Origin of the sequence: Bacillus proteolyticus, assembly GCF_001884065.1 — a bacterium.
GTDB lineage: Bacteria > Bacillota > Bacilli > Bacillales > Bacillaceae_G > Bacillus_A > Bacillus_A proteolyticus.
Window position 1 is genome coordinate 12,813 of record NZ_MACH01000055.1, and the last position, 26,711, is coordinate 39,523.

The window sequence follows — 26,711 nt, forward strand, 5'->3', positions numbered from 1 at the left end:
GGGTGTTAATATGTGTGTGGGGATATACAATTACATACATAATTCAGAAGTGGAGAGATTTTTTATGGAAAAAACATTTCTAATGGTAAAACCAGACGGTGTACAACGTGCCTTCATTGGGGAAATTGTAGCTCGTTTTGAGAAAAAGGGCTTTCAATTAGTTGGTGCAAAATTAATGCAAGTTACTCCAGAAATTGCTGAACAACACTACGGTGAGCATAAAGAAAGACCTTTCTTTGGTGAATTAGTAGACTTTATTACATCTGGCCCTGTATTCGCAATGGTATGGCAAGGTGAAAATGTAGTAGATACAGCGCGCAATATGATGGGTAAAACACGCCCACATGAAGCTGATATGGGAACAATTCGCGGAGATTTCGGTGTAACTGTTGCGAAAAACATTATCCACGGTTCGGATTCTTTAGAAAGTGCAGAGCGCGAGATTGCTATTTTCTTTAAGGAAGAAGAATTGGTAGACTACTCAAAATTAATGAATCAATGGATTTACTAATTATTTTAAAATAATTTGTAAACGCTTTAATAACTGTGATAATAGTAAAAAGTGCAAGAAGAATAGGGGTATTCTTCTTGCACTTTTTTTATTTTGATTTGTTACGAAGTTAGGACTGTTATGATATATTGGTATGTAAAGTAAAAGGTATAACGTTATGAAAATGATGAAAGATACCATTGCTACTTTATGTAGCGGGATAAATACATATGTGAAAAGAGGAATAACGTATGCGATATATTACAGCTGGTGAATCCCACGGTCCGCAACTTACGACAATTTTAGAAGGTGTTCCGGCAGGATTATCTTTAGTAGCGAATGATATAAATGAAGAATTAGCTAGAAGACAAAAAGGATATGGACGCGGTAGACGCATGCAAATTGAGAAAGACCAAGTGCAAATTGTAAGTGGTGTTAGGCATGGGAAGACGATGGGATCCCCAATTGCACTTGTTGTTGAAAATCGTGATTTCATCCATTGGACAAAGGTTATGGGCGCAGAGCCGTTAACTGAGCAGGAAGAGAAAGAAATGAAAAGGCAAGTTACGAAACCTAGACCTGGACACGCAGATTTAAATGGTGCGATTAAATATGGTCATAGAGATATGAGAAATGTATTAGAGCGTTCTTCAGCACGTGAAACGACAGTTCGTGTTGCAGCTGGTGCAGTTGCAAAAAGGATATTAGCAGAATTAGGTATACAAGTAGCGGGACATGTTATCGAAATTGGTGGTGTACAGGCAGAAAATATTACGTATAACTCTATTGAGGAATTACAAAGTACTACAGAAGCATCTCCTGTACGTTGTTTAGATGAAAAGGTCGGTAAAAAGATGATGCAAGCAATTGATGATGCGAAGGCAAATGGTGATTCTATCGGCGGTATTGTTGAAGTAGTTGTAGAAGGTATGCCAATTGGAGTAGGTAGCTATGTACATTATGATAGAAAATTAGATGCAAAATTAGCAGCGGCAATTATGAGTATTAACGCTTTTAAAGGTGTTGAAATTGGAATTGGTTTTGAAGCTGCGCATAGACCTGGAAGTGAAGTGCATGATGAAATCCTTTGGGATGAAGTGCAAGGGTACAGAAGAAAAACGAACAATGCAGGTGGAGTAGAAGGTGGTATGACAACTGGTATGCCGGTTATTGTGCGTGGTGTGATGAAACCGATACCGACATTATATAAACCGCTTCAAAGTATTGATATTGATACGAAAGAACCTTTTACAGCGAGTATTGAACGTTCAGATAGTTGTGCAGTACCGGCAGCTAGCGTTGTGGCTGAAGCTGTTGTCGCTTGGGAGCTCGCGACAGTTTTAATTGAACAATTTGGATTGGATCGTATCGATCTTATACGTGAAAATATTGAGAAACATAATGAATATGCGAGGGGATTTTAATGGAGAACATACATATTCAAACGAAATCAAAAGAATATGATGTACATGTTGGAAAAGAAGCGTTGTCACATTTAACAACGTTTATTCAAAAGATGAATCCTGCTGTATCTAACATAATGATCATTTCTGATGAAGCTGTTTCATCACTACATTTACAGACAGTTGTTGATGCATTACAAGTAGAGCAGGACGTGTTTTCGTTTGTTGTACCGAGTGGCGAAAAAGAGAAGTCTTTTGAAAATTTTTATGCGGCTCACACTTCGGCTCTTGAAAATAAATTAGATAGAAATTCTTTAATTATCGCACTGGGAGGCGGAATGATTGGAGATTTAGCTGGCTTTGTTGCCGCGTCGTTTATGCGTGGTATTCGCTTTGTCCAAGTTCCAACGACTTTATTAGCTCACGATAGCGCAGTAGGCGGGAAAGTAGCAATTAATCATCCACTAGGAAAAAATATGATTGGAGCGTTTCATCAGCCAGAAGCTGTTGTATATCATACGCCATTTTTGCATTCACTTCCTGAAAAAGAGTGGAGATCAGGTTATGCAGAAGTGATAAAGCATGCTCTTATTGGTGATGTAAAGCTATATCATTGGTTAAAAGAAGAAGTGCAAACATTAACGGATCTTCGTGATGAAAAATTAATTCACATATTAACGAAGGCGATTCCTGTGAAAGCGAACATTGTGTCACAAGACGAAACAGAAAAAGGTGTACGTGCCCATTTGAATTTTGGGCATACGTTAGGACATGCTCTTGAAAAAGAGTTAGGGTATGGAAATATTACTCACGGTGATGGAGTAGCGGTTGGTATGTTATTTGCTATATTTTTAAGTGAGCAAGTGTACAAGGTTGATCTTGCTTATGAAGAGATGAAGCAGTGGTTCTTGAAATACGGCTATCCAAAGATGCCAAGTGATTTGAATGTAGAGCGCCTCGTTCAACTGATGAAACAAGATAAGAAAGCGAATGCAGGAACAATTCATATGGTACTTATGCAGGAATATGGGGTAGTGAATGTCGTATCTATTTCAGATGAGACTGTTCATATTGCGTTAAAAGCATTTCAAAAGGATATGGTCTAGAAAAGTTGTAGAATAGGTATGAAATGCATATGTAGAGGTATTCTCGTAATGGTGACGGTTATGATTAAAGATGACAGTAAGGAATTATAAATCATATCAATGACTGGGGGAAGAAAAGTGAGAGTAAAAGAGCAATTGTTAACTTTGAGAGCATATGTACCTGGGAAAAATATTGAAGAAGTAAAAAGAGAATATGGATTGTCAAAAATTGTGAAGTTAGCGTCGAATGAAAATCCATTTGGCTGCTCTGCGCGTGTGACAGAAGCATTAACTTCGTTAGCCAATCAATATGCACTCTATCCGGATGGGGCGGCTTTTGAACTTCGGGAGAAAGTAGCAGAGCATTTAGGTGTAAAAGCGGAACAACTTTTATTTGGTAGTGGGCTAGATGAAGTCATTCAAATGATTAGTCGTGCTTTGCTCCATAATGGAACAAATGTTGTAATGGCGAACCCTACGTTCTCGCAATATCATCACCATGCTGTTATTGAAGGAGCGGAAGTTCGTGAAGTACCACTTAAAGAAGGTATTCACGATTTAGATGCGATGTTGCAACAAGTAGATGACAAAACGAAGATTGTATGGATTTGTAATCCGAATAACCCGACAGGTACATATGTAGAAAAACAAAAATTACTTTCATTTTTAGAATCAGTTCCAAAGTCAGTGCTCGTTATTATGGACGAAGCATATTATGAATATGCTGGGGCAGAAGATTATCCGCAAACATTGCCTCTTCTTGAAAAATACGAAAATCTTATGGTGCTACGCACATTCTCAAAAGCATATGGATTAGCTGCTTTTCGTATTGGATATGCGATTGGGGATGCAAAGCTTATAGGGCAGCTAGAGGTAGCGAGACTGCCATTTAACACATCAACTATCGCCCAAGCAGTAGCATTAGCGGCAATAGAAGATCAACAGTTTTTACAAGAGTGCGTGAAGAAAAATGCCGAAGGGTTAAATCAATATTATGCATTTTGTAAGGAATATAACGTATTCTACTATCCATCCCAAACGAATTTTATTTTCTTGAAGCTCGGTATACCTGGTAATGAAGCTTTCGAACGATTAATGAAAAAAGGATATATCGTTCGTTCTGGTGCTGCATTTGGTATACATGATGGTATTCGTATTACTGTTGGGCTTAAAGAAGAAAATGCTGAGATTATTGAGTTGCTTACGGAACTTGTAAAAGAACAAGTGAAAAAAGAAGAAACGTATTCTTAATAAATAGTGAAGGCTCCTAGTATAGGAGTCTTTTTTATTTGAACTGTAATAAGGGGAGTTGTTTGCACGTTCAAGAAAGAAAACGTTACAATAGAAGTAGACGTATAAGAAGGACTATTGTACATATAACTTATTTAAAATGTGAGGAGGATACATTTTGAAACTAGTAGGACGAAAAAATAGTTTGAATGGAAAAATTGTTGTTCCAGGAGATAAATCTATTTCGCATCGCTCTGTTATGTTTGGGGCGATAGCAGAAGGGACGACGAAAGTATCAAATTTTTTATTAGGAGAAGATTGTTTAAGTACAATTGCATGTTTTCAAAAACTAGGTGTCAAGATTGAACAGAGTGGTAACGATGTCACGATTTACGGTAAAGGATTACATAATTTACAAGAACCGAAAGAAGTATTAGATGTGGGGAATTCAGGGACGACTATTCGTCTTATGCTTGGGATTTTAGCTAATACGCCGTTCTATAGTACGATAATCGGTGATGCATCAATTGGAAAACGTCCTATGAAACGTGTTACAGACCCGCTTAGTAAGATGAACGCTCAAATTGATGGTAGAGAAAATGGACAATATACACCTTTATCTATTCGTGGTGGAAAGGTGAAAGGTATGCATTACCATTCACCAGTAGCAAGTGCACAAGTGAAATCGGCAGTTTTACTTGCAGGTTTGCAAGGAGAAGGTGTAACTACAGTAACAGAGCCTATGCAGTCTCGTGATCATACAGAGAGGATGTTACGTGCATTCGGTTGTACAGTAGATGTTAATGAACGTACCGTGTCATTACAAGGTGGCCAACAACTTAAAGGGACAGACATAGAAGTTCCAGGAGATATTTCTTCGGCTGCATTTTTCTTAGTAGCTGGTGCAATTGTCCAAAAAAGTAAGCTTGTATTGGAAAATGTCGGTTTAAATCCAACGCGAACAGGGATTTTAGATGTTTTAACAAAGATGGGTGCACTTATTTCTATCGATAATATTAGAAACGAAGAGTTTGAACCGTGCGGGGATATTACGATTGAAACATCGAAACTAAAAGGAATAGAGATTGGTGGATCGCTTATTCCAAGGTTAATTGATGAAATTCCTGTAATTGCTTTATTGGCAACGCAGGCAGAAGGAATTACTGTTATTAAAGACGCTGAGGAGTTAAAAGTAAAAGAAACAAACCGTATCGATACTGTTGTAGATGAATTAGGCAAATTAGGTGCGAAAATTGAAGCTACACCAGATGGTATGATTATATATGGTAAACAAAATTTAAAAGGAAATGCTGTTAATAGTCACGGCGATCATCGTATTGGGATGATGCTAGCAATCGCATCTTGTATTATAGATGGAGAAGTAAAAATAGAGAATAGCGATGCGGTCTCTGTATCGTATCCGAACTTTTTTGAACAATTAGCTGCGCTATAAGAGAAAGTATAGGAAGAGGCAGTTTACTCAAAAGGTTGCGTTCTTACACCTAGTTGCTTATGATAAGTGAACAGAAGAGAAATATTTTTTGAATTAAAGGAGACGTTTATGCAAAAGTTTGAACAAGCTGTTACATATATTGAAAATGGTGAAGCGGAAAAAGGATTACAATTATTAAAAGAACAATTACAAGTTGCGAATGATGAAGAGAAGTATGATATCGCTCGCTACTATCATACACTTGGATTTACGGATGAGGCGTTAGCAATTACTGAAGACTTACGTTTATTATATCCGGAAGAAAGTGAATTTACGGTATTTTTAGCAGAATTATATATTGATTTAGACAAAGAAGATGAAGCAATTGAAGTACTTCATGATATTCCAGAAAATGATGATTTATATGTTCAATCGTTATTACTTGTTGCGGATTTATTCCAAATGCAAGGTTTTGATGATGTAGCAGAGCAAAAACTATTGAAGGCGAAAGAAATCATGCCTGAAGAGCCTGTTATTACGTTTGGATTAGCAGAATTATATAGTAGTAAAGGTGAAGAACAAAAGGCAATCACTTATTACGAGTCGCTATTAGCGGAGCATAAAGTAATGGGTGGTGTTGTCATTGCACTTCGCCTTGCAGAAACGTTAAGTGCGATTGGAAACTGGGAAGAGGCGATCTCTTACTATGAAGCAGGCTTAGAGGAACAAAAAGATATTCACTCCTTATTTGGATATGCGTTCACATTATATCAAGGAGAAGAATATCAAAGAGCAATTGGTGCTTGGCAAGAACTAAAAGAATTAGACCCTGAGTATGCATCACTATACATGTATTTAGCGAAAAGCTATGAAAAAGAAGGAATGCTTCAAGAAAGCTATGAAACACTTCATGAAGGAATTAAAGTAGATGAGCTTGCTGTTCCGTTTTATGTAGAATTAGCGAACATTGCAGCTAAATTAGGAAAAGTAGCAGAGGCAGAGGAAGTACTTCAAAAAGCGCTTGAGTTAGATCCAGGACATTTAGGTGCAATATTAAAATATGCGTATATCTTAAAAGGACAAGAAAAGTATGAAGAGTTAATTACAGTTGTAGAGCGTGCTATTGATAGTGGAGAGCAAGATACACAATTACTTTGGGATCTTGCGTTTGCAAAAAAACAATTAGAAATGTATTCGGATGCATTAAAACACTATGAAAGTGCATATACTTCTTTTAAGAATCATCCAGACTTCTTGGAAGAGTACGGCTATTTCTTATTGGAAGAAGGAATGCGAAAAGAGGCCAAAGAAGTGTTTGTTCAGTTATTACAACTAGACCCGACACAAATTCATATTGAAGAGTTGTTATATAATTTAGAGGATTTTTCATAAGTTGGAAGGAAACTGAATGCCGCTTCTTGAATCTAAAAAGAAAAGAGAAAGACAGAGGAGGGACTTAATTGCTATGAATACCCCTGTTTCTGTAAACGAGAAGAAGGATTTTGTAAAATGGTTTTTGAATAACTACCAACTGAAACAGCGTGAATGTGTATGGATTTTGAATTATTTAATGAGTCACGACCAATTAATGCATAAAGTCCACTTCGTAGAGCATGCAAAATATTGTCCGCGTGGCTTAGTGATGTCAGCAAATTGCGTGAAGGACACACCGTTTCACTTTTTTAAACAAAATGTTATGACAACAGATGCTGAAAAGTCGTTTCATGATATTCGTTTAAATCGAGATGAGGATATTTATATTCAACTCAACTTTAAATCATCGTTCCAAAATGCAAATTATGTAGCTGTATTAGAAGACAATCCATATTTACCAAAGCATATTGAAGTAAATGAAAAGGATCGTTTACTTGCAGAGAGATTTTTAGAAGAGAGTGTATTTTCGTTTAGAAGAGAACGTCTTTTGAAACAAATTGATGAAGCGCTGGATAAGCAAGATAAGGAAGCGTTTCATAGGTTAACAGCGGAGTTAAAGACTTTATAGAATTTATTTGGATTATTAAATTTTTACAAATTTCAGACTCTTTTTTAAGAAAAACTATCTAACTTGGGTAGTTTTTCTTTTTTTACCTCTTTTAGTATGGTTTAATATATATAAAGTGAAAGTTCTGTCATTTTGATTAGAGGGAGGGGAGAAATGTGAAATGGATTGTAAAAGACGTGGAACAGTTTGAGCAAGCAAGAGAGTATGTAGATACAGGAGTAATACCTCTTTTATCAATTTCAGCAGCAAAAGAAATGAAAATGGTAGTAGAACAAGGTGAATTTATAGAATTGTTGAGTATGGAGTTGGAAAGAGAATATAAAGGAAGAGTGCTTTTACTACCTGCATTTACGTATTTAGTAGAAAGTCAAAAGAAAGAAAAAGCTCGTTTGCAAGAGTGGACAGATCATTTGCAAAGCCAAGGTTTTAAGCATATTGCTTATGTTACAAGTGATTTTTCATGGAAAGAAGATATGCAAGAGTTACCAGGGGATTTATTTTGGTTTCCTTCATTGGCGTTAGAGCAATTTAGTGATCAAGCGAAGAGAGAAGTCATTCACGCTCATATAAAAAATATTATGGTAATGTTAGAAGAAAGATGGGGAAAATAATAATAAACAGAAAGTTCTTATTATTATGAGTAGTATGATATTGACCTGTGCATGAGGGTATTATATCATGATAGTGTCCTAGTTTTTATTTTTTATATTATTTTTCACGAGGGGACAATTTCTGATAGAGGGGGGAAATTTTCGTGAGCGAGAAAGAACATCGTGTGTCAAGAAGACAATTTTTAAATTACACACTTACAGGGGTAGGAGGCTTTATGGCAGCGGGTATTTTAATGCCGATGACGCGATTTGCGCTTGATCCGGTGTTAAGAAAAGAAGCGGGAACGGACATGGTTGCTGTTGCACAAGTAAAAGATATTACAACAGAGCCGAAGCGTTTTGACTTTAAGGTGAAGCAGGTTGATGGTTGGTACAAGTCTGAAGAGCCAAAATCAGCTTGGGTTCATAAAGATGAAAGCGGAGACATTGTTGCGTTCTCTCCGGTATGTAAACATTTAGGATGTACAGTTAACTGGAATTCGGACAAAGCACATCCGAATCAATTCTTTTGCCCGTGTCACGGGGGCCGTTATACAAAAGATGGGGTTAACATTAAAGGCACACCGCCTCTTGCTCCGCTTGATGTGTACGAGTCTAAAGTGAAAGATGGAACGTTGTATTTAGGAAAAGCGAAGCCAAGAGGGGGTGGAAAGTAGATGCTAAATAAAATTTATGATTGGGTAGATGAACGATTAGATATTACACCAATATGGCGCGATATCGCTGATCATGAAGTACCTGAACATGTAAACCCGGCACATCACTTTTCTGCATTCGTCTATTGCTTTGGAGGACTTACCTTTTTCGTTACTGTAATTCAAATTTTATCTGGAATGTTTTTAACGATGTATTATGTGCCTGATATTAAAAACGCTTGGGAATCGGTTTATTATTTACAAAATGAAGTTGCTTACGGGCAAATTGTTCGTGGTATGCACCACTGGGGTGCTAGTCTCGTAATTGTAATGATGTTTTTACATACACTCAGAGTTTTCTTCCAAGGTGCGTATAAAAAGCCTCGTGAGTTAAACTGGATTGTTGGTGTTCTTATTTTCTTTGTTATGTTAGGTCTTGGCTTTACCGGATATTTATTACCGTGGGATATGAAAGCGTTATTTGCGACGAAAGTAGGGATTCAAATTGCAGAGCAAACGCCGCTCATTGGTCCTTATATTAAAACATTACTCGCTGGTCATTCCGAAATTGTTGGCGCTCAAACATTAACTCGCTTCTTTGCTATTCACGTCTTCTTCTTACCAGCAGCACTTCTAGGTTTAATGGCCTTCCACTTCATCATGATTCGCAAACAAGGTATTTCCGGTCCGCTATAAGAGATTGCTAAATTAAAGGGGAAAGAACTAAAGGAGGGAGATTATGCATCGCGGCAAAGGGATGAAGTTTGTAGGAGATTCTCGAGTACCAGTAGCTCGGAAACCAAATATTCCAAAAGATTATTCGGAATATCCAGGGAAAACAGAAGCGTTTTGGCCGAATTTCTTGTTAAAAGAATGGATGGTTGGTGCAGTTTTTTTAATCGGTTATTTATGTTTAACAGTGGCACATCCGTCACCGCTTGAGAGAATGGCGGATCCGACAGATGCCGGATATATACCACTTCCAGATTGGTATTTCTTATTCTTGTATCAGTTATTAAAGTATTCATATGCTTCGGGTTCATTTACTGTAATTGGTGCGTTTATTATGCCAGGTATCGCGTTTGGAGCATTATTGTTAGCACCATTTCTTGATCGTGGCCCAGAAAGAGCACCATTTAAGCGTCCAGTAGCAACTGGATTTATGCTTTTAGCAATTGCATCTATCATTTTCTTAACTTGGGAATCTGTAGCACACCATGATTGGGAAGCTGCAAAAAAGCAAGGAGCAATTGTAAAAACAGCACCAGTTGATAAAAATGATGACGGCTACAAACTCATGCAAAAAAATACTTGTTTAACATGTCATGGTGAAAACTTACAAGGTGGTGCAGCAGCACCAGCTCTACAAAACTTAACTTTAAAACCGGAAGAAATCGCTAAAATTGCGAAAGATGGTAAAGGTGCAATGCCTAAAGGTGTATTTAAAGGAACGGATGAAGAGCTGAAAAAGCTTTCGGAATTCGTTGCAAAGTATAATAAAAAATAATAGAAAAGCTGACTACAAATTTTGTAGTCAGCTTTTCTATTTAGTTAGAGGAAGTTTGTTATAATAGAGTAGGATTTAGTGAATGAATTACTTTGCTTGAAAGGTGTTGGACATACAGATTGGTTTACGTGTATGCAATGTTAAGACAGCGCTCAGTATTATTATTTTTATTGATTGTTAACATATTAGGCACAATTTACGGGTTTATATGGTATGGAAATCAATTAAAAGAAACGTCCCTAATATTTTGGCCGTTTGTACCAGATAGCCCGATGGCGAGTCTCTTTTTTGTCTTTGTTCTAATCGCTTTTTTGATAAAGAAGAACTGGGGATTAATAGAGGCATTAGCGATAGTTACTTTAATAAAATATGGTATTTGGGCGGTTGTTGTAAATGGGGTTTTGATTTATGTAAAAGGTCCTATTGGTCTTATGGGATATATGTTAATGTTATCTCATTTTGCAATGGCGGTGCAGGGAGTGTTATATGCTCCGTTTTATCGGATAAAAAAATGGCATTTCATTGTAGCTGGCATATGGACGTTACATAATGATGCAATTGATTATTTATTTTGGCAAATGCCGAGATACGGAATTATGCATTTGTTTGCAGAGAAAATTGGTTATTTTACGTTTTGGCTAAGTATTGTTGTACTGTGTATTACATATTATTATTGCTTACGTGAGAACCGAAAACAGTTTTATTTATGATGGTGAGGACATTTAGGGGGAGAAAATGAAGAAAAATAAGAGTGGTATAAACATATTGGATCGATTGGTTACTTTAGTTGTTTCATATAGCATAGCATTTTCTATTTTCGCTCTCGCGACAATGGTAGTTGTATATGGAAAATGGCTGTATTATTTTGAAATTGATTTCTTAAATATTCCAGACTTAGCGGATATGACGAAAGATGAAATTAAAAGAAACTATGATGTGCTTATTACATATTTATCTCCGTTTTATGAAGGTGCATTACAATTGCCGACATTAGACATGTCTACAAATGGTCGCATTCATTTTGTGGATGTTAAAAATATTTTAGTAAAGATTCAATATATAATGTATGGAACGATTGTAATTGCTTTATTAGGAGGAACGTATTTACTAAAAAAGAAAAAAGAAAAGTTTTTACTTCACGGATCGATTCTTACAATTCTTTTTCCGATAGCTCTTACGTTACCGATTGCCATTGATTTTGAAAAGAGTTTCGTATTATTTCATAAGCTTTTATTTAGCAATGATTATTGGATGTTTGATATTGAAACAGATCCGATTATTTTAATGTTACCGGAAGAATTCTTTATGCATGCTGCATGTGTTATTTTATTATTGATTTTAAGTGGAAGCGTACTTTGTTACGGTGTGTATAAATATTTAGTGAAAAAGAAAAGGGTTTCAAAGAAAAAATTCTCTGCCTAAAGAGAATTTTTTTGTTTTCATAGAGATAATATATTTTTTTGATTTTGTTCTGTTCTATTCTTGTCCAACTCCACATATTTTGTACTAGTAGTTATAGGGGGGACCGGGATGAAGAGAACATTAATTGGACTGATAGCATTTCTAATTATAATGTTTCCAGTACGTATATATGCTGAAGAGTGGAGTGAACTAACTGGATTGCTAGATGACTCTTTACAGTTAGTAAAGAAAAATGAAGATGAGAAGGCAATACAAGTACTGCGCCATTTCTCAGAGCAGTTTCTATCAAAGGAAAATGAAAATAATTCAAAAGTAACTCCGGGACAAATTAGAGTCGTTTCTTTGGCATACGATAAGGCGAAACAATCTCTCGCGGAAGATTTAGATAAGCAAGTTAAAGTTGATAATATGTTAGCGTTACAACTTGCTGTTGATGCACAAGTATCTAAATATCAGCCACTTTGGATGGAAAGAGAAGGAAAGATAATGGATGCTTTTTCTCAAGTAGAAAAAGCAATGAAAAAAGAAGATGATGGGCAGTTCCAACAGACACTAAATACATTTTTGAATGAATTTAATATTATTTATCCGAGTTTAATGATTGCCCTGCCAGAAAACGAAGCGCAGCGTGTAAATGCACATTTATCTTATTTGGATGAATTTCGTAACGTTATGCTAAAAACGAAAGGTGGACAAATGCAACTAGGGATTATTAAAGGTGATTTGCAAAAAATATTTCATACAGTAAAAAAAGATGAGATTGCTCCCTCTCTCATTTGGTTTATGACCATTACTGGAGGACTTATTTTGTTCACTTTAACGTATGTTGGATGGAGAAAGTATAAAGGGGAGAGAGAGAAACGGAGAAGTAACTTGCATTCTAAAGATAGATAATGTGTATAAATAAAGATACGGATTGTAAGGTTTATTTATTGACAATGGTGCAAGAAAAAAATAGAATGAGAAGTACTATAATTAAAACTTCAATGGAGGTTTATGATGTTTTATTTAATTTACTTCGCGATCATTTTGATCATACCGTTGTATGCACAGTCAAAAGTACGTAGTGCCTATAGCAAGTATTCACAAGTTTATTCAACTTCAGGTATGACAGGAGCGGAAGTTGCTCGGAAAATTTTAGATGAAAATGGATTGTACAATGTAGCTGTAGAGGAAACGCCGGGTCATTTGTCGGACCATTACGATCCAACCGCAAAAACAGTCCGATTATCAACAGATAACTATTATGGACATTCAGTTGCTGGTACAGCTGTAGCAGCACACGAAGTAGGACATGCAATTCAAGATGCGAAAGATTATAACTTCATGCGTGTACGCCATTCGTTAGTGCCAGTTGCTAATTTTGGTTCAAACATGTCATGGGTTTTTGTACTAATTGGTGTATTTGCACAAATGTCTGGTTTGTTGTTACTAGGAATTATTTTAATGGCAGCAGGTGTTATTTTCCAACTTGTTACATTACCAGTTGAATTTGATGCATCAAAACGTGCAATGCAACAAATTGAAGCACTTGGTATCGTATCGACAGATGAGTACGGTCAAGCTCGTAAAGTATTAAATGCGGCAGCATTAACATATGTAGCAGCGGCGGCTGTAGCAGTATTTGAATTATTACGCCTTGTATTAATTTATACTGGTATGCAGCGTAGCGACGATTAAAGACTATCAATTATGATAGTCTTTTTTTGTTTCGTGGAATGAATCTTATAACATGTTACAAATGGAAATAATATGGGGTGTAGAACTAGTTAAAAAAGATAAGTATGGGATGTTGAAAGAAGGTGACAGACATGGAATATCCAGAACATTTAGTTAAACAAGTGAGGGAGCGAAGTGCTACATACCAGTTAGAAGGTTTTTTAAGTGGACAGGGTCCTAGAAATCCGAAATTAATGCTTGTTGGAGAAGCGCCTGGTGAAACGGAAATTCATAATGGTATCCCGTTTAGCGGGAGAGCCGGAAAACATTTAATGGAGTTTTTAGAACGTATTCACGTTACAAGGGAAGAGGTATATATTACGAGTGCGGTTCGGAGTAGACCTTATAAATGGAGAGAGAAAAGGGAACGAAATGGCGAAATAATACAGAAGAAGTACAATAGAACACCAAATCAAGGAGAAATACTTGCTCATGCACCTTTGTTAGACTATGAGTTGGAGCTTATACATCCGCCTGTTATTGTCACACTTGGTAATATTGCACTGCAGCGTTTAGTTGGTAAAAATAATAAAATTACGAGTGTTCATGGTGAATTGTTAAAACAACCCGTGCAGCAATTGAAAGATAGTAGCAGTACAGAATTTATATGGACAGAAAAAGAACATTATATTTTTCCGACCTTTCATCCAGCTTCAATTTTTTATAATCGGAGTTTATTGGAACTCATTTATGAGGATTTGGAGAAACTTAAAAGATGTATAATAAAAAACTAGAAAAGCTAAAGAGCTTTTCTAGTTGAATTTAATTATGTAACGGATTTTTATTTTCATCTAGTGTAAATCCTTCGCCGACGACATCATGTACATCACTTACAGCAACAAAGGCGTGAGGGTCTACAGAAGTAATGATATTTTTTAATTTCACGATTTCGTTTTTTGCAACGACACAATAAAGTACATTTCTCTCAACTTTTGTATAGGATCCAACTGCTTTTAAAAAGGTTGCTCCGCGCTCCATTTCGGATAAAATTTTTGCAGCAATTTCATCGTTTTTATCAGAAATAATAGTTGCACCTTTTGCTGCATAAGCTCCTTCTTGCATAAAATCAATAACTTTAGCCCCGATAAAAACAGCAACTAACGTGTACATGCCTTCGCGATATGATAAATAGGTAAGAATAGAGACGACAATAACGACGGCATCAAACATAAACATCGTTTTTCCCATACTCCATCCAACATATTTGTGAGCTAGCCTTGCGATAATATCAACACCGCCAGTAGTACCGCCGTATTTAAATATAATTCCAAGTCCTATACCGATAAATGCCCCTGCGAATAAAGCAGCCAGTGTCATATCATTTTGCAAGTTTAAATGTAAGTTGAGTACTTCGTAGCGCTGGAAAATCCATAGGAATAAAGATACGCTAAATGTACCGATTAATGTATATAAAAATGTTGTTCGACCGAGTAACTTCCAACCAATAAAAAATATAGGAATATTTAAAATTAAGTTTGTATAGGAAGGGTCAAGCGAAAATAGAAAATATAATAATAGCGTAATACCGGTAAACCCACCCTCTGCAAGATGGTTTTCAATATTGATATTTACAATACCGAAAGAAAAAATAGCGGAACCGATTAAAATAAAAATGATATTTCGAATCTTCAAGTTTGCTTTCATATAGAAATCCCCCTAGTTATGCAATGATTGGAATTGCTCCGCTTAAACGGCAAAACATAATAAGTTATTTCTAGCTGCTAATAAAAATAGTGAATATCATAGGAACCCGATTAGTTCAGGCTAATCTTTTGCAAAAAACGCAAAAGAAGTTTCACTTTACCCCGTCCCAACGGCTGGTAGGAGATAAGGCGAAGAAGAAGGACAAACTAGCCGTAGGGACCCGATTAGTTCAGGTTAATCTTTTGCAAAAATCACGCAAAAGAAAGTTTCACTTTATTATAGTCTATCCCAAAAAGAGTCGTAAATAGTGATATGAGAGAATAATATTTGTCAAATCGCGATGAATTGGCTAACATGAAAGAAGAAGGAATAGAGGTGACAAGTATGGAAGCGAAAACGATGAAAGATATGCAGAAGGAAGTAGATGCATATATCGGTCAATTTAAAGAAGGATATTTTAGTCCGCTTGCAATGATGGCTCGTTTAACTGAAGAGATGGGAGAGCTTGCAAGAGAGGTTAATCATTATTATGGTGAGAAACCGAAGAAAACGACTGAGATAGAACGAAGTATTGAAGAAGAGCTTGGAGATGTGTTATTTGTTATGATTTGTATGGCAAATAGTTTAAATATTGATTTAGAAACAGCGCATAACATTGTAATGAATAAATTTAATACACGTGATAAAGATCGCTGGACACGTATTGATGAGGGAGAGAAAGAAGCATGAAAGAAATTAAAGTAATTATCGCTGGACCAAGAGGACGTATGGGACATGAAGCAGTCCTTCTAATGGAAAGAACAGCGCATTTCAATTTAGTAGCAGCAATTGATTATAAGCATGGCGGAGAAAGAATTTCTGATTTATCTGGAATGCCAGCGTTAGATGCACCTATTTACGCGGATTTACATACTTGTTTAGATGAAGTAGAAGCAGATGTATTGTTAGATTTAACAACACCAGAAATTGGAAAGAAACATGTGACACTTGCAGTTGAACGTGGACTTCGATCTGTTATTGGTACAACTGGATTTACTGAAGAAGAACTAAAGCAATTAACAGAAAATGCAAAAGAAAAAGAAGTAGGAACAATTATCGCTCCAAACTTTGCAATTGGTGCAGTCCTGATGATGAAATTTTCACAAATGGCAGCGAAGTACTTCCAAGATGTTGAAGTAATTGAATTACACCATGATCAAAAATTAGACGCACCATCAGGTACGGCTGTAAAAACAGTAGAATTAATCCGTCAAAATCGTGTACCAAAAGAGCAAGGACACCCTAATGAAACGGAACAATTAGAAGGAGCACGTGGTGCAAATGTAGACGGTATTCACATTCATAGCGTACGTCTACCAGGGCTTATTGCACACCAAGAAGTCATGTTCGGTGGAGATGGACAAATGTTAACAGTTCGTCATGATTCATTCAATCGTGCATCATTTATGTCAGGTGTAAAACTATCAATTGAAACAGTAATGAACCTTGATCATCTTGTGTACGGTTTAGAAAATATTATCGACTAAAGGGGAGACAACGGATGAAAATTGCCTTAATCGCACATGACAAAAAGAAAGATGATATGGTTTCGTTTGCGTACGCATATAAACCAATCTTTGAAAAACATGAACTCTTTGCAACAGGAACGACAGGCCTTCGTATTATGGAGGCAACTGGTTTAGTTGTAACAAGATATCAATCTGGTCCTCTTGGTGGCGATCAAGAAATTGGTGCAATGATTGCAAAAAATGAGATGGATATGGTGATTTTTTTCCGGGATCCACTAACAGCGCAGCCGCATGAACCTGATGTCAATGCGTTACTTCGTTTATGTGATGTATATGCCATCCCACTAGCAACGAATATGGCAAGTGCTGAAATGCTAATGCATGCATTAGAGCGAGGAGATTTAGATTACCGAAAGTTAAGAAAATGAGGGGAACAATTATGAGTGGATTACATATATTAGCGTTTGGTGCTCATGCCGATGATGTTGAAATCGGCATGGCAGGTACCATTGCAAAGTATACGAAGCAAGGATATGAAGTAGGCATTTGCGATTTAACAGAAGCTGATCTTTCTTCAAATGGAACGGTAGAACTAAGAAAAGAAGAAGCAAAGGCTGCAGCTCGTATTATGGGAGTAAAAACGAGAATTAATTTAGCAATGCCAGACCGTGGTTTGTATATGAAAGAAGAATATATACGTGAAATTGTAAAGGTTATTCGTACATATAAACCAACGCTAATTTTCGCACCATATTACGAAGATCGTCATCCAGACCATGCTAATTGCGCGAAACTTGTGGAAGAAGCTATCTTCTCAGCGGGAATTCGTAAATATATGCCTGAGATTTCGCCGCACCGTGTAGAGTCTTTTTATAATTATATGATTAATGGTTTTCATAAACCGAATTTTTGTATAGATATTAGTGAATACCTTTCTAAAAAGGTGGAGGCGTTAGAAGCGTATGAAAGTCAATTTTCAACAGGAAGTGATGGTATTAAGACGCCATTAACTGAAGGTTACGTTGAAACAGTAATTGCTCGTGAGAAGATGTTTGGGAAAGAAGTTGGAGTGATGTATGCCGAAGGATTTATGAGTAAGAAACCGGTTTTATTACATGCTGATTTAATAGGGGGATGTAAATGAGATTGAAAATAGGTATTACATGTTATCCTTCTGTAGGTGGTTCTGGTGTTGTTGGAACGGAATTAGGAAAGCAATTGGCGGAACGTGGGCATGAAATTCATTTTATTACATCGGGTGTACCATTCCGGTTAAATAAAGTGTATCCAAACATTTATTTTCACGAAGTAGCAGTAAATCAATATTCAGTATTTCAATATCCACCTTACGATTTAGCGTTAGCAAGTAAAATGGCCGAGGTTGCTCAAAGAGAAAATCTTGATATTTTACATGTGCATTATGCAATCCCTCATGCTATTTGTGCATATTTAGCAAAACAAATGATTGGAGAGCGTATTAAAATTGTTACAACCTTACATGGAACAGATATTACTGTGTTAGGTTCCGACCCTTCGTTAAATAATTTAATTCGCTTTGGTATTGAACAATCTGATGTAGTTACTGCTGTGTCACATTCGTTAATTGAAGAAACGAATGAACTTGTAAAACCAGATAAAGAAATTGAGACGGTATACAATTTTGTAGACGAACGTGTGTATTTCAAACGGGATATGTCTCAATTAAAAAAAGAATATGGTATACGAGAAAATGAAAAAGTGTTGATTCATATTTCAAATTTCCGAAAGGTTAAGCGTGTACAGGATGTTGTGCGGTCATTTGCCGAAATTGTAAAGGGAGTAGATGCGAAATTGCTTCTTGTTGGGGATGGACCAGAGTTCTGTACTATTTTACAATTGGTGAAAAGTTTACATATTGAGGAACGTGTCTTATTCCTAGGAAAGCAAGATAATGTTGCAGAGCTTCTTGCGATGAGTGATTTAATGCTGCTTTTATCAGAAAAGGAAAGTTTTGGTCTAGTTATATTAGAAGCGATGGCGTGTGGTGTGCCTAGTATCGGAACGAGGGTTGGGGGCATTCCAGAGGTCATTCAACATGGTGAAACAGGATATATATGTGAAGTTGGAGATACAGATGGAATAGCTAAGCAAGCAATTCAACTACTAGAAAATGAAGAACTTCACCGTAATATGGGAGAGCGGGCGATGAAATCTGTATATGAGCAGTTTCGTTCGGAAAAAATCGTTTCACAGTATGAGGCGATTTATTATGACATACTAAGGGATGACAATAATGGAAAGATTTAAAAAAGCTAGTTCAATTATTGAGATATTAAAACAGCACGGACATGAGGCTTACTTCGTTGGTGGAAGTGTACGCGATCTTATTATCGATAGACCAATTGGAGATATCGATATCGCAACATCTGCTTTACCAGAAGAAGTAATGGCTATTTTCCCAAGACATGTTCCGGTTGGTCTTGAGCATGGAACTGTAATTGTTGTAGAAAATGGTGAACCGTATGAGGTAACTACTTTTCGAACAGAAAGCGAATATGAAGATTTTCGGAGACCTAGTAGTGTTCAATTTGTCCGTTCATTAGAAGAGGATTTAAAACGACGTGATTTCACGATGAATGCAATTGCAATGACAGAGGAAGGCGAAATGATTGACTTATTTGCTGGGCAAGAAGCGATTCGTCTGAAGGAAATTACAACGGTTGGAGATGCTGCAGACCGTTTTCAAGAAGATGCACTGCGAATGATGCGTGGTATTCGGTTCGTAAGTACGTTAGGTTTCTCTTTGGAAACAAAGACGAAACGAGCAATTGAAACGTATGGACATTTGCTCGAACATATAGCGATTGAAAGAATTACAGTTGAGTTCGAAAAGTTATTGACGGGTACGTATTGTGTGAAAGGGCTTCAAGAATTGGTAGAAACGAAGCTATTTTCTCATCTGCCATATTTACAAATGTCAGAAGAAAGACTCTTGAAAGCTACGCAGTATAAATGGGATTCTTTTGAAACAGACATTGAGGCGTGGGCATTTTTCTTATATTGTATCGGAGAAGAGCATCCATCTGTCTTTTTACGTCAATGGAAGTTTTCGAATAAAAAGATTAAGGATATTGTAGCGGTGTTATTAGCAATTCGTTCTAGAAAGGAGAAGGAATGGGATACTGTCCTTCTTTATAAAACTGGAATTCACATTGCTGAAATGGCGGAAAGAGTATATGAAGCGATAATAGAAAGTTATAATAGCGCGTCTGTTAAGCAAGTACAATCATTATTTCATGCATTGCCGATAAAAAATCGTCAAGAAATGAATGTGACTGGTAATGATTTATTAAGCTGGGCAGATAAAAAGCCAGGTCCGTGGGTTGCCGAAATGCTTCAAAACATTGAAGAAGCAATCGTACAAGGAGATTTAGTCAATAAGAAAGAGAATATAAGGGAGTGGCTACAAAGATGCAATCTACTATAAGAAAGCAGTTATTACAAGTTTTTTCTGAAGCAGATGGTGCATTTGTATCTGGTCAAACACTTAGTGACAAACTTGGCTGTTCGAGAACCGCTGTATGGAAGCATATGGAGGATCTTCGTAATGAAGGGTATGAACTAGAAGCTGTACGCCGCTTAGGGTATCGAATTGCTAGTAAACCAGATAAGGTAACTGCTAATGAGATCCAATTAGGATTGCAAACAGAGCGTATCGGTAGAACGGTTTATTTTGAAGAATCAGTTGAATCTACTCAGCATATTGCAGCAAGACTTGCTTATGAAGGAGCAGAAGAGGGAACAATTGTCGTTGCAGAAGAACAAACAGCAGGTAGAGGACGTTTAAGTAGAAAATGGTATTCTCCAAAAGGCACAGGGATCTGGATGAGTATTATTTTGCGTCCATCTATTCCAGTTCATCATGCACCACAGCTTACTTTATTAGCAGCTGTTAGCGTAGCACAAGCAATTGAAAAATGTACAGGTGTAAACGTAGGGATTAAATGGCCAAATGATATTTTAATTCAAGGTAAAAAAGCTGTCGGTATATTAACGGAGATGCAAGCTGACCCGGATAAAATTAATGCTGTTATTATGGGAATTGGCATTAATGCAAATCAGAAACAAGAACATTTTGATGAGGAAATTCAGCAAATTGCAACTTCATTAGCAATTGAATCGGGTAAGCCGATTGTTCGTGCGGAACTTATGCAACAAATTTTCTTGCAACTAGAAAAATTGTATGAAGAGTATTTAAAAAATGGTTTCTCTGTTATAAAAATTCTTTGGGAAAGTTACGCAATTAGTATCGGAAAAGAAATTACGGCTCGAACGATGAAGCAAACGATTAATGGATTAGCAAAAGGGATTACAGAGGATGGTGTATTGCTGCTTGAGGATCATCAAGGATACGTACATCACATTCATTCTGCGGATATAGAAATTAAGTAAAAGAAGTTCCTATTTTGGAGCTTCTTTTTGTCATTTAGACATTGATAAATTTCACATACCGTAATTAGGATAGAAAATTATTTTTTCGAAAAAATGTAGCAATTCCTTTTCAGAGTTTGCTATAATTAGTTCGAATATGGGCAGTATCAAAGCGAACTGCACCATTATTTTAAGCAGTATGAAAAAATAATACTTTGGATTCTGCCTTGATCCAATAACGGACTGGGACAGAGGGATGAATAATGCCGACTAAAACACAACCCTTCTGCCCTTTTATGGCCAGAGGGGTTTTTTATATGATTTCGGCCATCTCCTCTCTCCTGCATAAAGGAGGAGTAGTTTTTGAAAACAAAAACAGATTTTTTGAAAATGAAAGAGCAAGGTGAGCCGATTACAATGCTAACGGCGTATGATTATCCATCTGCTAAATTAGCAGAAGAAGCTAAAGTCGATATGATTTTAGTTGGTGATTCTCTAGGAATGGTTGTACTTGGATATGATTCAACGGTTCCAGTAACGGTAGAGGATATGATTCATCATACGAAAGCTGTACGCCGCGGCGCGAAAGAGACGTTTATTGTAACTGATATGCCATTCATGTCTTATCATATCTCATTGCAAGATACGATGGTTAATGCACGTCGCATTGTTCAAGAGAGTGGTGCACATGCATTAAAGGTAGAAGGTGCTGGAGAAGTTATATCAACTATTCACTACTTGACGAATGCGGGAATCCCCGTTGTGGCACATTTAGGTTTAACTCCTCAATCTGTAGGAGTACTAGGTGGATATAAAGTACAGGGGAAAGATGCTGAAAGTGCAAAGAAATTAATAGAAGACGCAAAGAAATGTGAAGAAGCTGGTGCGATAGCACTTGTGTTAGAGTGTGTGCCAATGCAATTAGCAGAACTTATTTCAGAGCAAATGACAATTCCTACAATTGGAATTGGAGCAGGACAAAAAGTAGATGGGCAAGTTCTTGTATACCATGATCTTATTTCGTACGGGGTAAATCGTGTTCCGAAATTTGTGAAGCAATATACGTCTGTTCAAGAGGAAATTGTGCGAGGGATTTCGCAATACGTTACTGAAGTAAAGACAGGGCAATTTCCTGAAGAAAAACATTCATTCACAATGAAAGAGGAAGAATGCTTAGCGTTATACGGAGGAAAACAATAATGAAAATCATAACTACAGTGCAAGAGATGCAGCAAATTACAAACGAACTTCGTACAAGTGGAAAAAGTATCGGTTTTGTCCCAACGATGGGATATTTACACGAAGGGCATGCTACTTTATTACGTAAGGCAAGGGAAGAAAATGAAATTGTAGTTTTAAGTGTATTTGTAAACCCACTACAGTTTGGGCCGAACGAAGATTTAGATCGATACCCACGTGATATTGATAGAGACGAAAATGTAGCAAAAGAAAATGGTGTTGATTATTTATTTTATCCGAGTGTAGAAGAAATGTATCCAGCAGAACAAACGACAATAGTGGAAGTTGTGAAGCGTACCGACGTATTATGTGGCAAACAAAGACCTGGTCATTTCGCTGGTGTTACGACTGTACTAATGAAACTATTTAATATCACATTGCCAACGCGTGCTTATTTCGGTATGAAAGATGCACAGCAAGTCGCTGTCATTGAAGGGTTTGTCGCTGATTTTAATATTCCAGTTACGATCGTACCAGTGGATATTGTAAGGGAAGAGGACGGATTAGCGAAAAGTTCTCGTAATGTGTACTTATCACAAGAAGAACGTGAAGAGGCTCCTCATTTATACCGCAGTCTATGCATAGCGAAAGAAAGAATTGAGGCGGGCGAACGTAATCCAGAAACTATTACAAATCTTGTGAAAGAGTATATTGAGAAATATACAAAAGGAACTGTAGATTATGCTGATTTATATGCATATCCTTCATTAAAAGTAATGGATGAACTTGAAGAACGAATTATATTAGCAATTGCTGTTAAGTTTGAAAATGTACGATTAATTGATAATATAACATTAACGGTTAAATAAGGGGGAGCATCTATGTTTCGCACAATGATGAGAGCGAAGTTACATCGCGCAACAGTAACAGAAGCAAATTTAAATTATGTAGGCAGTATTACAATTGATGAAGATTTAATGGATGCAGTAAATATTGTAGAAAATGAAAAAGTACAAATTGTAAATAACAATAATGGTGCTCGCTTAGAGACATATGTTATTAAAGGAGAGCGCGGTAGTGGTATTGTTTGTTTAAATGGTGCAGCAGCAAGGCTTGTACAACCAGGTGATAAAGTTATTATTATTTGCTATGGTTTAGTGGCAGAAGAAAATGTTCATAAACAAGAACCAAAAATTGCAGTGTTAGACGATGATAATCAAATTATTGAAATGTTAGGTGCTGAAAAAGCGGGCACGATATTATAAGTAGGAAGGCTATCTCTATTACGGAGATAGCTTTTTTGTGCATCTTTTCATTAAGATGAGATAAAACGTGGTATAGTAACATTATATAATTTTGTGTTTGATAGGTAAGAAATTGAGGTGTTACATATATGAGTAAGCGTTATGTCGTTGTTGATTTAGAGACGACAGGGAACTCCTGGAAGGATGGGAAGGATAAAATCACCCAAATTGCGGCTGTTGTAGTGGAAGATGGAGAGATATTAGAGATTTTTTCATCTTTTATTAATCCGAAGAGAGAGATTCCACCATTTATTACAGAATTAACAGGGATTGATGAGAGTTTGGTTAAGCAAGCCCCGTTATTTCAAGATGTAGCCCCGATGATTGTTGAGCTATTACAAGGTGCAGCTTTCGTTGCACATAATGTTCACTTTGATTGGAATTTTTTAACGGAAGAATTAAGGCAGGCTGGATATACAGAAGTACATTGCCCAAAAGTTGATACAGTTGAGTTGGCGCAAATTCTTTTGCCGACAGCTGATAGTTATAAATTACGTGATTTAGCTAAGAAACATGAACTAGAGCACGATCAACCACATCGTGCGGATAGCGATGCTCTTGCAACAGCGGAATTGTTTATACAATTTTTAAATGAAATCGAAAAGTTACCGCTTGTCACGTTGCAATCGCTTTATGAATTAAGTGATGTTTTCCAAAGTGATATAGCTGATGTGCTTTCTGAAAATATTTTAAAGAAAATGATGCATGGTAAAGAAAGGGCAGAGGGGTATGAAGTGTATCGAAATATTGCGCTTCGAAAGCGGAATTATTCTTTAAGTCTCAGTGAAACATGCTCATCTAAATTTGATGCTTTCTTACATAAGACAATGGATAAACTTGAGTTAAGTATGCCGAAGTTTCAAAAAAGAGAAAGCCAACAGATTATGATGAAGGAAATATATACAGCGCTAAGAGATTCTAGGTTTTCACTTATTGAAGCGGGAACAGGTACGGGGAAGACTCTTGCATATTTACTTCCAAGTATTTATTTCGCAAAGAAAAAAGAAGAACCTGTCATTATAAGTACACAAACTGTACAACTGCAACAACAAATACTAGAAAAAGAAATACCGTTATTACAGAAAATAATGTCATTTTCATTTGAAGTAGCTCTTCTGAAAGGAAGAAAGCATTATCTTTGTCTACACAAATTTGAATATGCTTTGCAAGAGGAAGAGAAAAATTATGATATGGCGCTCACAAAGGCAAAAATTTTAGTATGGTTATTGCAAACGGAAACTGGCGATCGTGATGAATTAAATATTCCTGAGGGCGGAAAATTACTTTGGAACCGTATTTGTAGTGATGCATATAGTCCAGGCGGGATGCAAAGTAATTGGTTTAGTCGTTGTTTTTATCAACGAGCGAAAAATAAAGCATTATTTGCGGATATTGTTATTACAAATCATGCTTTATTATTTCAAGATTTTTCAAGCGAAGAACCACTGTTTGCTTCATATGAACATATTATTTTTGATGAAGCTCATCACATCGAAGAAGCGGCGAGTAGAACATTAGGTGAACAGTTCTCATGCATGTATTTTCAATTAGCTTTATCTCGTCTTGGTACGCTAGAAACAGATGATGTACTTTCTAAAGTATATAAAATGATGAAAAAATCAGAGCAAGCATCTCGTTCGACTTTCCGTATGGTGAGTCATAGTTTGAAGGAATTGAAATTTGATGCGGATGAACTATTCCAAATGTTACGGACTTTCGTATTTAAACAAACAAAGCAGGAACAAGGGATGAGCAATATGCCGCTCATTTATCGATATAACACGGAAGTAGAGAAAGGTAAGTTATGGGATAGCATTACCGAGTTAACAAATCGATTTGTGTATGATGTAAGAAAGTTATTGACTACACTTGAGAAGCAAGTTGATATATTGCAAAGTAAATTAGAATGGGAGATGCATGTCGTTACAGGTGAATTTATGCATTTAATTGAGTTGTTGAGAAAGATGACACAATCTTTACAATTACTCATTTTAGAAAAAAATTCATACGTGACATGGATGGAGACTGAAACGAAGGGAACGATTCATTCAACAGTTTTATATGCGCAGCCTGTTCATATTGGTGAAAGATTTGCTGATGAATTCTTAACACAGAAAAAGAGTGTTATTTTCACATCAGCAACGCTAACTGTTAATGATTCATTTGACTATATAAAAGAGGAGCTAGGTTTACATGATTTTGCTCCCAATACACTAAAGGTCCTATCACCATTCCGTTTTGAAGAACAAATGAAATTAATGGTTTCAACGGATGTACCTTTTATTAAGCAAGCAAGTAATGAAGAGTATATTGAGTCTATATCGACACATATTGCGAAAATAGCGAAAGCTACAAAAGGTAGAATGCTCGTTTTATTCACTTCGTATGAAATGTTGAAAGAAGCGTATACGAATTTGAAAAATGATGAGGCATTAGAAGGATATTTATTATTAACGCAAAGTGTGAATAATAAGAGCCGAAGTCGTCTAATCCGCAAATTCCAGGAGTTCGACAAATCGATTTTGTTAGGAACAAGTAGTTTTTGGGAAGGGATAGATATACCTGGAGATGCCCTGAGTTGTCTTGTCATTGTCCGTCTTCCTTTTACCCCTCCTCATCAGCCGATGATGGAAGCAAAAGGAGAGTGGTTACAAAATCAAGGAGAAGACGTATTCGCTAAGTTGGCGCTCCCACAAGCAATCTTGCGTTTCAAACAAGGGTTTGGTCGTCTTATTAGAACAAATACAGATACGGGAACTGTATTTGTATTAGATCGTCGTTTGACAAGTTCTTCCTATGGAAAACGATTTTTACAATCAATCCCAACTGTACCGCTATATGAAGGACCGTTAGAAGAATTATTAGTACAGTTAGAAGAATCGTCAAATGAATAAAATTGGAAGAAAAATACGCCTGAAGTACATTTGAACTTCAGGCGTAAAAAATGTGGGTAGGAGGAATTTTATTTTTCTTACTTCTTGTATACAAAATATATTGCTTTTCGATTTGAAACCTTTTTTTGCTGTACATGTCCTGCTATAATAGATGGGTGATGAAGCAGGGGTTGTAAAGAATGTACTCTTATTGTAACCGCATTGCGTTCTTCTATAATTAGAAATTTTTGTGTAAC

Annotated in this window: 28 protein-coding genes; 27 read left to right on the forward strand and 1 reads right to left on the reverse strand. The window is 36.5% G+C overall.

Annotation, left to right across the window (positions count from 1 at the left end):
• The first annotated feature begins 64 nt into the window (after positions 1-64).
• From ndk to BAQ49_RS08180, 16 genes are all read left to right on the forward strand, one after another.
• On the forward strand, positions 65-511 hold the full coding sequence (ndk, locus tag BAQ49_RS08105) for a nucleoside-diphosphate kinase (protein WP_002064527.1): 447 nt from the start codon (positions 65-67) through the stop codon (positions 509-511).
• 230 nt (positions 512-741) lie between these two features.
• The gene (gene aroC, locus BAQ49_RS08110; protein ID WP_071744909.1) at positions 742-1,914 is read left to right on the forward strand and encodes a chorismate synthase; all 1,173 of its coding nucleotides are present in this window, start codon (positions 742-744) and stop codon (positions 1,912-1,914) included.
• Entirely contained in the window at positions 1,914-2,999 is a 1,086-nt protein-coding gene (gene aroB, locus BAQ49_RS08115; protein WP_071744910.1) for a 3-dehydroquinate synthase, read from the forward strand. The genes aroC and aroB overlap by 1 nt, the downstream gene beginning before the upstream one ends.
• A 117-nt stretch (positions 3,000-3,116) precedes the next feature.
• The gene (gene hisC / locus BAQ49_RS08120) at positions 3,117-4,229 is read left to right on the forward strand and encodes a histidinol-phosphate transaminase (RefSeq protein WP_071744911.1); all 1,113 of its coding nucleotides are present in this window, start codon (positions 3,117-3,119) and stop codon (positions 4,227-4,229) included.
• 157 nt (positions 4,230-4,386) lie between these two features.
• Positions 4,387-5,661 carry a 3-phosphoshikimate 1-carboxyvinyltransferase gene (aroA, locus tag BAQ49_RS08125; RefSeq protein ID WP_071744912.1) on the forward strand — a complete coding sequence of 425 codons (1,275 nt, stop codon included), beginning with the start codon at positions 4,387-4,389 and terminating at the stop codon, positions 5,659-5,661.
• Positions 5,662-5,769: 108 nt separating this feature from the next.
• Positions 5,770-7,032, forward strand: a complete 1,263-nt coding sequence (locus tag BAQ49_RS08130) for a tetratricopeptide repeat protein (RefSeq protein ID WP_071744913.1) — start codon at positions 5,770-5,772, stop codon at positions 7,030-7,032.
• 73 nt (positions 7,033-7,105) lie between these two features.
• A complete protein-coding gene (locus tag BAQ49_RS08135; protein ID WP_001095919.1) occupies positions 7,106-7,642 on the forward strand; it encodes a ReoY family proteolytic degradation factor in 537 nt (178 codons plus the stop codon).
• Between the two features lie 155 nt (positions 7,643-7,797).
• Positions 7,798-8,253, forward strand: coding sequence for a YpiF family protein (locus BAQ49_RS08140; RefSeq protein WP_071744914.1), 456 nt, complete (start codon positions 7,798-7,800; stop codon positions 8,251-8,253).
• Between the two features lie 143 nt (positions 8,254-8,396).
• Positions 8,397-8,909, forward strand: a complete 513-nt coding sequence (gene qcrA, locus BAQ49_RS08145) for a menaquinol-cytochrome c reductase iron-sulfur subunit (RefSeq protein WP_070141534.1) — start codon at positions 8,397-8,399, stop codon at positions 8,907-8,909.
• Positions 8,910-9,584 (forward strand): menaquinol-cytochrome c reductase cytochrome b subunit, encoded by a 675-nt coding sequence (qcrB, locus tag BAQ49_RS08150; protein WP_000932700.1) that lies wholly within the window; start codon positions 8,910-8,912, stop codon positions 9,582-9,584. It begins immediately after the preceding gene.
• 43 nt (positions 9,585-9,627) lie between these two features.
• Entirely contained in the window at positions 9,628-10,395 is a 768-nt protein-coding gene (gene qcrC / locus BAQ49_RS08155) for a menaquinol-cytochrome c reductase cytochrome b/c subunit (RefSeq protein WP_071744915.1), read from the forward strand.
• A gap of 119 nt (positions 10,396-10,514) precedes the next feature.
• Entirely contained in the window at positions 10,515-11,105 is a 591-nt protein-coding gene (gene lhaT / locus BAQ49_RS08160; RefSeq protein WP_116733441.1) for a lipoprotein heptaprenylglyceryl N-acetyltransferase LhaT, read from the forward strand.
• Positions 11,106-11,130: 25 nt separating this feature from the next.
• On the forward strand, positions 11,131-11,817 hold the full coding sequence (gene lit, locus BAQ49_RS08165) for a lipoprotein intramolecular transacylase Lit (RefSeq protein ID WP_071744916.1): 687 nt from the start codon (positions 11,131-11,133) through the stop codon (positions 11,815-11,817).
• Between the two features lie 108 nt (positions 11,818-11,925).
• The gene (gene ypjB, locus BAQ49_RS08170; protein WP_071744917.1) at positions 11,926-12,711 is read left to right on the forward strand and encodes a sporulation protein YpjB; all 786 of its coding nucleotides are present in this window, start codon (positions 11,926-11,928) and stop codon (positions 12,709-12,711) included.
• Between the two features lie 105 nt (positions 12,712-12,816).
• A complete protein-coding gene (locus BAQ49_RS08175) occupies positions 12,817-13,497 on the forward strand; it encodes a zinc metallopeptidase (protein ID WP_000499538.1) in 681 nt (226 codons plus the stop codon).
• Between the two features lie 131 nt (positions 13,498-13,628).
• Positions 13,629-14,270, forward strand: coding sequence for a uracil-DNA glycosylase (locus BAQ49_RS08180; protein WP_071744918.1), 642 nt, complete (start codon positions 13,629-13,631; stop codon positions 14,268-14,270).
• A gap of 28 nt (positions 14,271-14,298) precedes the next feature.
• Here the strand turns inward: BAQ49_RS08180 and BAQ49_RS08185 are convergent, their stop codons facing one another.
• Positions 14,299-15,180 (reverse strand): YitT family protein, encoded by an 882-nt coding sequence (locus BAQ49_RS08185; protein WP_071744919.1) that lies wholly within the window; start codon positions 15,178-15,180, stop codon positions 14,299-14,301.
• 384 nt (positions 15,181-15,564) lie between these two features.
• Here BAQ49_RS08185 and BAQ49_RS08195 point away from each other — a divergent pair, with 384 nt between their 5' ends.
• The 11 genes from BAQ49_RS08195 to dinG all read left to right on the forward strand — a co-directional run bounded on the left by BAQ49_RS08195 (position 15,565) and on the right by dinG (position 26,475).
• Positions 15,565-15,909, forward strand: coding sequence for a nucleotide pyrophosphohydrolase (locus BAQ49_RS08195; RefSeq protein WP_002158575.1), 345 nt, complete (start codon positions 15,565-15,567; stop codon positions 15,907-15,909).
• On the forward strand, positions 15,906-16,706 hold the full coding sequence (gene dapB / locus BAQ49_RS08200; RefSeq protein ID WP_071744920.1) for a dihydrodipicolinate reductase: 801 nt from the start codon (positions 15,906-15,908) through the stop codon (positions 16,704-16,706). The genes BAQ49_RS08195 and dapB overlap by 4 nt, the downstream gene beginning before the upstream one ends.
• Before the next feature lie 14 nt (positions 16,707-16,720).
• Entirely contained in the window at positions 16,721-17,116 is a 396-nt protein-coding gene (gene mgsA / locus BAQ49_RS08205) for a methylglyoxal synthase (protein WP_000684753.1), read from the forward strand.
• An 11-nt stretch (positions 17,117-17,127) separates the two neighbouring features.
• Entirely contained in the window at positions 17,128-17,832 is a 705-nt protein-coding gene (gene bshB1, locus BAQ49_RS08210) for a bacillithiol biosynthesis deacetylase BshB1 (RefSeq protein ID WP_000015676.1), read from the forward strand.
• A complete protein-coding gene (gene bshA / locus BAQ49_RS08215; RefSeq protein WP_071744921.1) occupies positions 17,829-18,974 on the forward strand; it encodes an N-acetyl-alpha-D-glucosaminyl L-malate synthase BshA in 1,146 nt (381 codons plus the stop codon). Before bshB1 ends, bshA begins: the two co-directional genes overlap by 4 nt.
• On the forward strand, positions 18,961-20,154 hold the full coding sequence (locus BAQ49_RS08220; RefSeq protein WP_071744922.1) for a CCA tRNA nucleotidyltransferase: 1,194 nt from the start codon (positions 18,961-18,963) through the stop codon (positions 20,152-20,154). Before bshA ends, BAQ49_RS08220 begins: the two co-directional genes overlap by 14 nt.
• A complete protein-coding gene (locus tag BAQ49_RS08225; RefSeq protein WP_071744923.1) occupies positions 20,139-21,119 on the forward strand; it encodes a biotin--[acetyl-CoA-carboxylase] ligase in 981 nt (326 codons plus the stop codon). The genes BAQ49_RS08220 and BAQ49_RS08225 overlap by 16 nt, the downstream gene beginning before the upstream one ends.
• A gap of 342 nt (positions 21,120-21,461) precedes the next feature.
• Positions 21,462-22,298, forward strand: a complete 837-nt coding sequence (gene panB, locus BAQ49_RS08230) for a 3-methyl-2-oxobutanoate hydroxymethyltransferase (RefSeq protein ID WP_071744924.1) — start codon at positions 21,462-21,464, stop codon at positions 22,296-22,298.
• On the forward strand, positions 22,298-23,146 hold the full coding sequence (gene panC, locus BAQ49_RS08235; RefSeq protein WP_071744925.1) for a pantoate--beta-alanine ligase: 849 nt from the start codon (positions 22,298-22,300) through the stop codon (positions 23,144-23,146). The genes panB and panC overlap by 1 nt, the downstream gene beginning before the upstream one ends.
• Before the next feature lie 12 nt (positions 23,147-23,158).
• Entirely contained in the window at positions 23,159-23,542 is a 384-nt protein-coding gene (gene panD, locus BAQ49_RS08240) for an aspartate 1-decarboxylase (RefSeq protein ID WP_071744926.1), read from the forward strand.
• A 128-nt stretch (positions 23,543-23,670) separates the two neighbouring features.
• Positions 23,671-26,475, forward strand: coding sequence for an ATP-dependent DNA helicase DinG (dinG, locus tag BAQ49_RS08245; protein ID WP_071744927.1), 2,805 nt, complete (start codon positions 23,671-23,673; stop codon positions 26,473-26,475).
• Positions 26,476-26,711 lie beyond the last annotated feature (236 nt).

Coding starts and splice junctions, on each gene's coding strand:
- ndk (WP_002064527.1), top strand. CDS start 65: ATGGAAAAAACATTTCTAATGGTAAAACCAGACGGTGTACAACGTGCC.
- aroC (WP_071744909.1), top strand. CDS start 742: ATGCGATATATTACAGCTGGTGAATCCCACGGTCCGCAACTTACGACA.
- aroB (WP_071744910.1), top strand. CDS start 1,914: ATGGAGAACATACATATTCAAACGAAATCAAAAGAATATGATGTACAT.
- BAQ49_RS08130 (WP_071744913.1), top strand. CDS start 5,770: ATGCAAAAGTTTGAACAAGCTGTTACATATATTGAAAATGGTGAAGCG.
- BAQ49_RS08135 (WP_001095919.1), top strand. CDS start 7,106: ATGAATACCCCTGTTTCTGTAAACGAGAAGAAGGATTTTGTAAAATGG.
- qcrB (WP_000932700.1), top strand. CDS start 8,910: ATGCTAAATAAAATTTATGATTGGGTAGATGAACGATTAGATATTACA.
- qcrC (WP_071744915.1), top strand. CDS start 9,628: ATGCATCGCGGCAAAGGGATGAAGTTTGTAGGAGATTCTCGAGTACCA.
- lit (WP_071744916.1), top strand. CDS start 11,131: ATGAAGAAAAATAAGAGTGGTATAAACATATTGGATCGATTGGTTACT.
- ypjB (WP_071744917.1), top strand. CDS start 11,926: ATGAAGAGAACATTAATTGGACTGATAGCATTTCTAATTATAATGTTT.
- BAQ49_RS08175 (WP_000499538.1), top strand. CDS start 12,817: ATGTTTTATTTAATTTACTTCGCGATCATTTTGATCATACCGTTGTAT.
- BAQ49_RS08180 (WP_071744918.1), top strand. CDS start 13,629: ATGGAATATCCAGAACATTTAGTTAAACAAGTGAGGGAGCGAAGTGCT.
- BAQ49_RS08185 (WP_071744919.1), bottom strand. CDS start 15,180: ATGAAAGCAAACTTGAAGATTCGAAATATCATTTTTATTTTAATCGGT.
- BAQ49_RS08195 (WP_002158575.1), top strand. CDS start 15,565: ATGGAAGCGAAAACGATGAAAGATATGCAGAAGGAAGTAGATGCATAT.
- dapB (WP_071744920.1), top strand. CDS start 15,906: ATGAAAGAAATTAAAGTAATTATCGCTGGACCAAGAGGACGTATGGGA.
- mgsA (WP_000684753.1), top strand. CDS start 16,721: ATGAAAATTGCCTTAATCGCACATGACAAAAAGAAAGATGATATGGTT.
- bshB1 (WP_000015676.1), top strand. CDS start 17,128: ATGAGTGGATTACATATATTAGCGTTTGGTGCTCATGCCGATGATGTT.
- bshA (WP_071744921.1), top strand. CDS start 17,829: ATGAGATTGAAAATAGGTATTACATGTTATCCTTCTGTAGGTGGTTCT.
- BAQ49_RS08220 (WP_071744922.1), top strand. CDS start 18,961: ATGGAAAGATTTAAAAAAGCTAGTTCAATTATTGAGATATTAAAACAG.
- BAQ49_RS08225 (WP_071744923.1), top strand. CDS start 20,139: ATGCAATCTACTATAAGAAAGCAGTTATTACAAGTTTTTTCTGAAGCA.
- panC (WP_071744925.1), top strand. CDS start 22,298: ATGAAAATCATAACTACAGTGCAAGAGATGCAGCAAATTACAAACGAA.
- panD (WP_071744926.1), top strand. CDS start 23,159: ATGTTTCGCACAATGATGAGAGCGAAGTTACATCGCGCAACAGTAACA.
- dinG (WP_071744927.1), top strand. CDS start 23,671: ATGAGTAAGCGTTATGTCGTTGTTGATTTAGAGACGACAGGGAACTCC.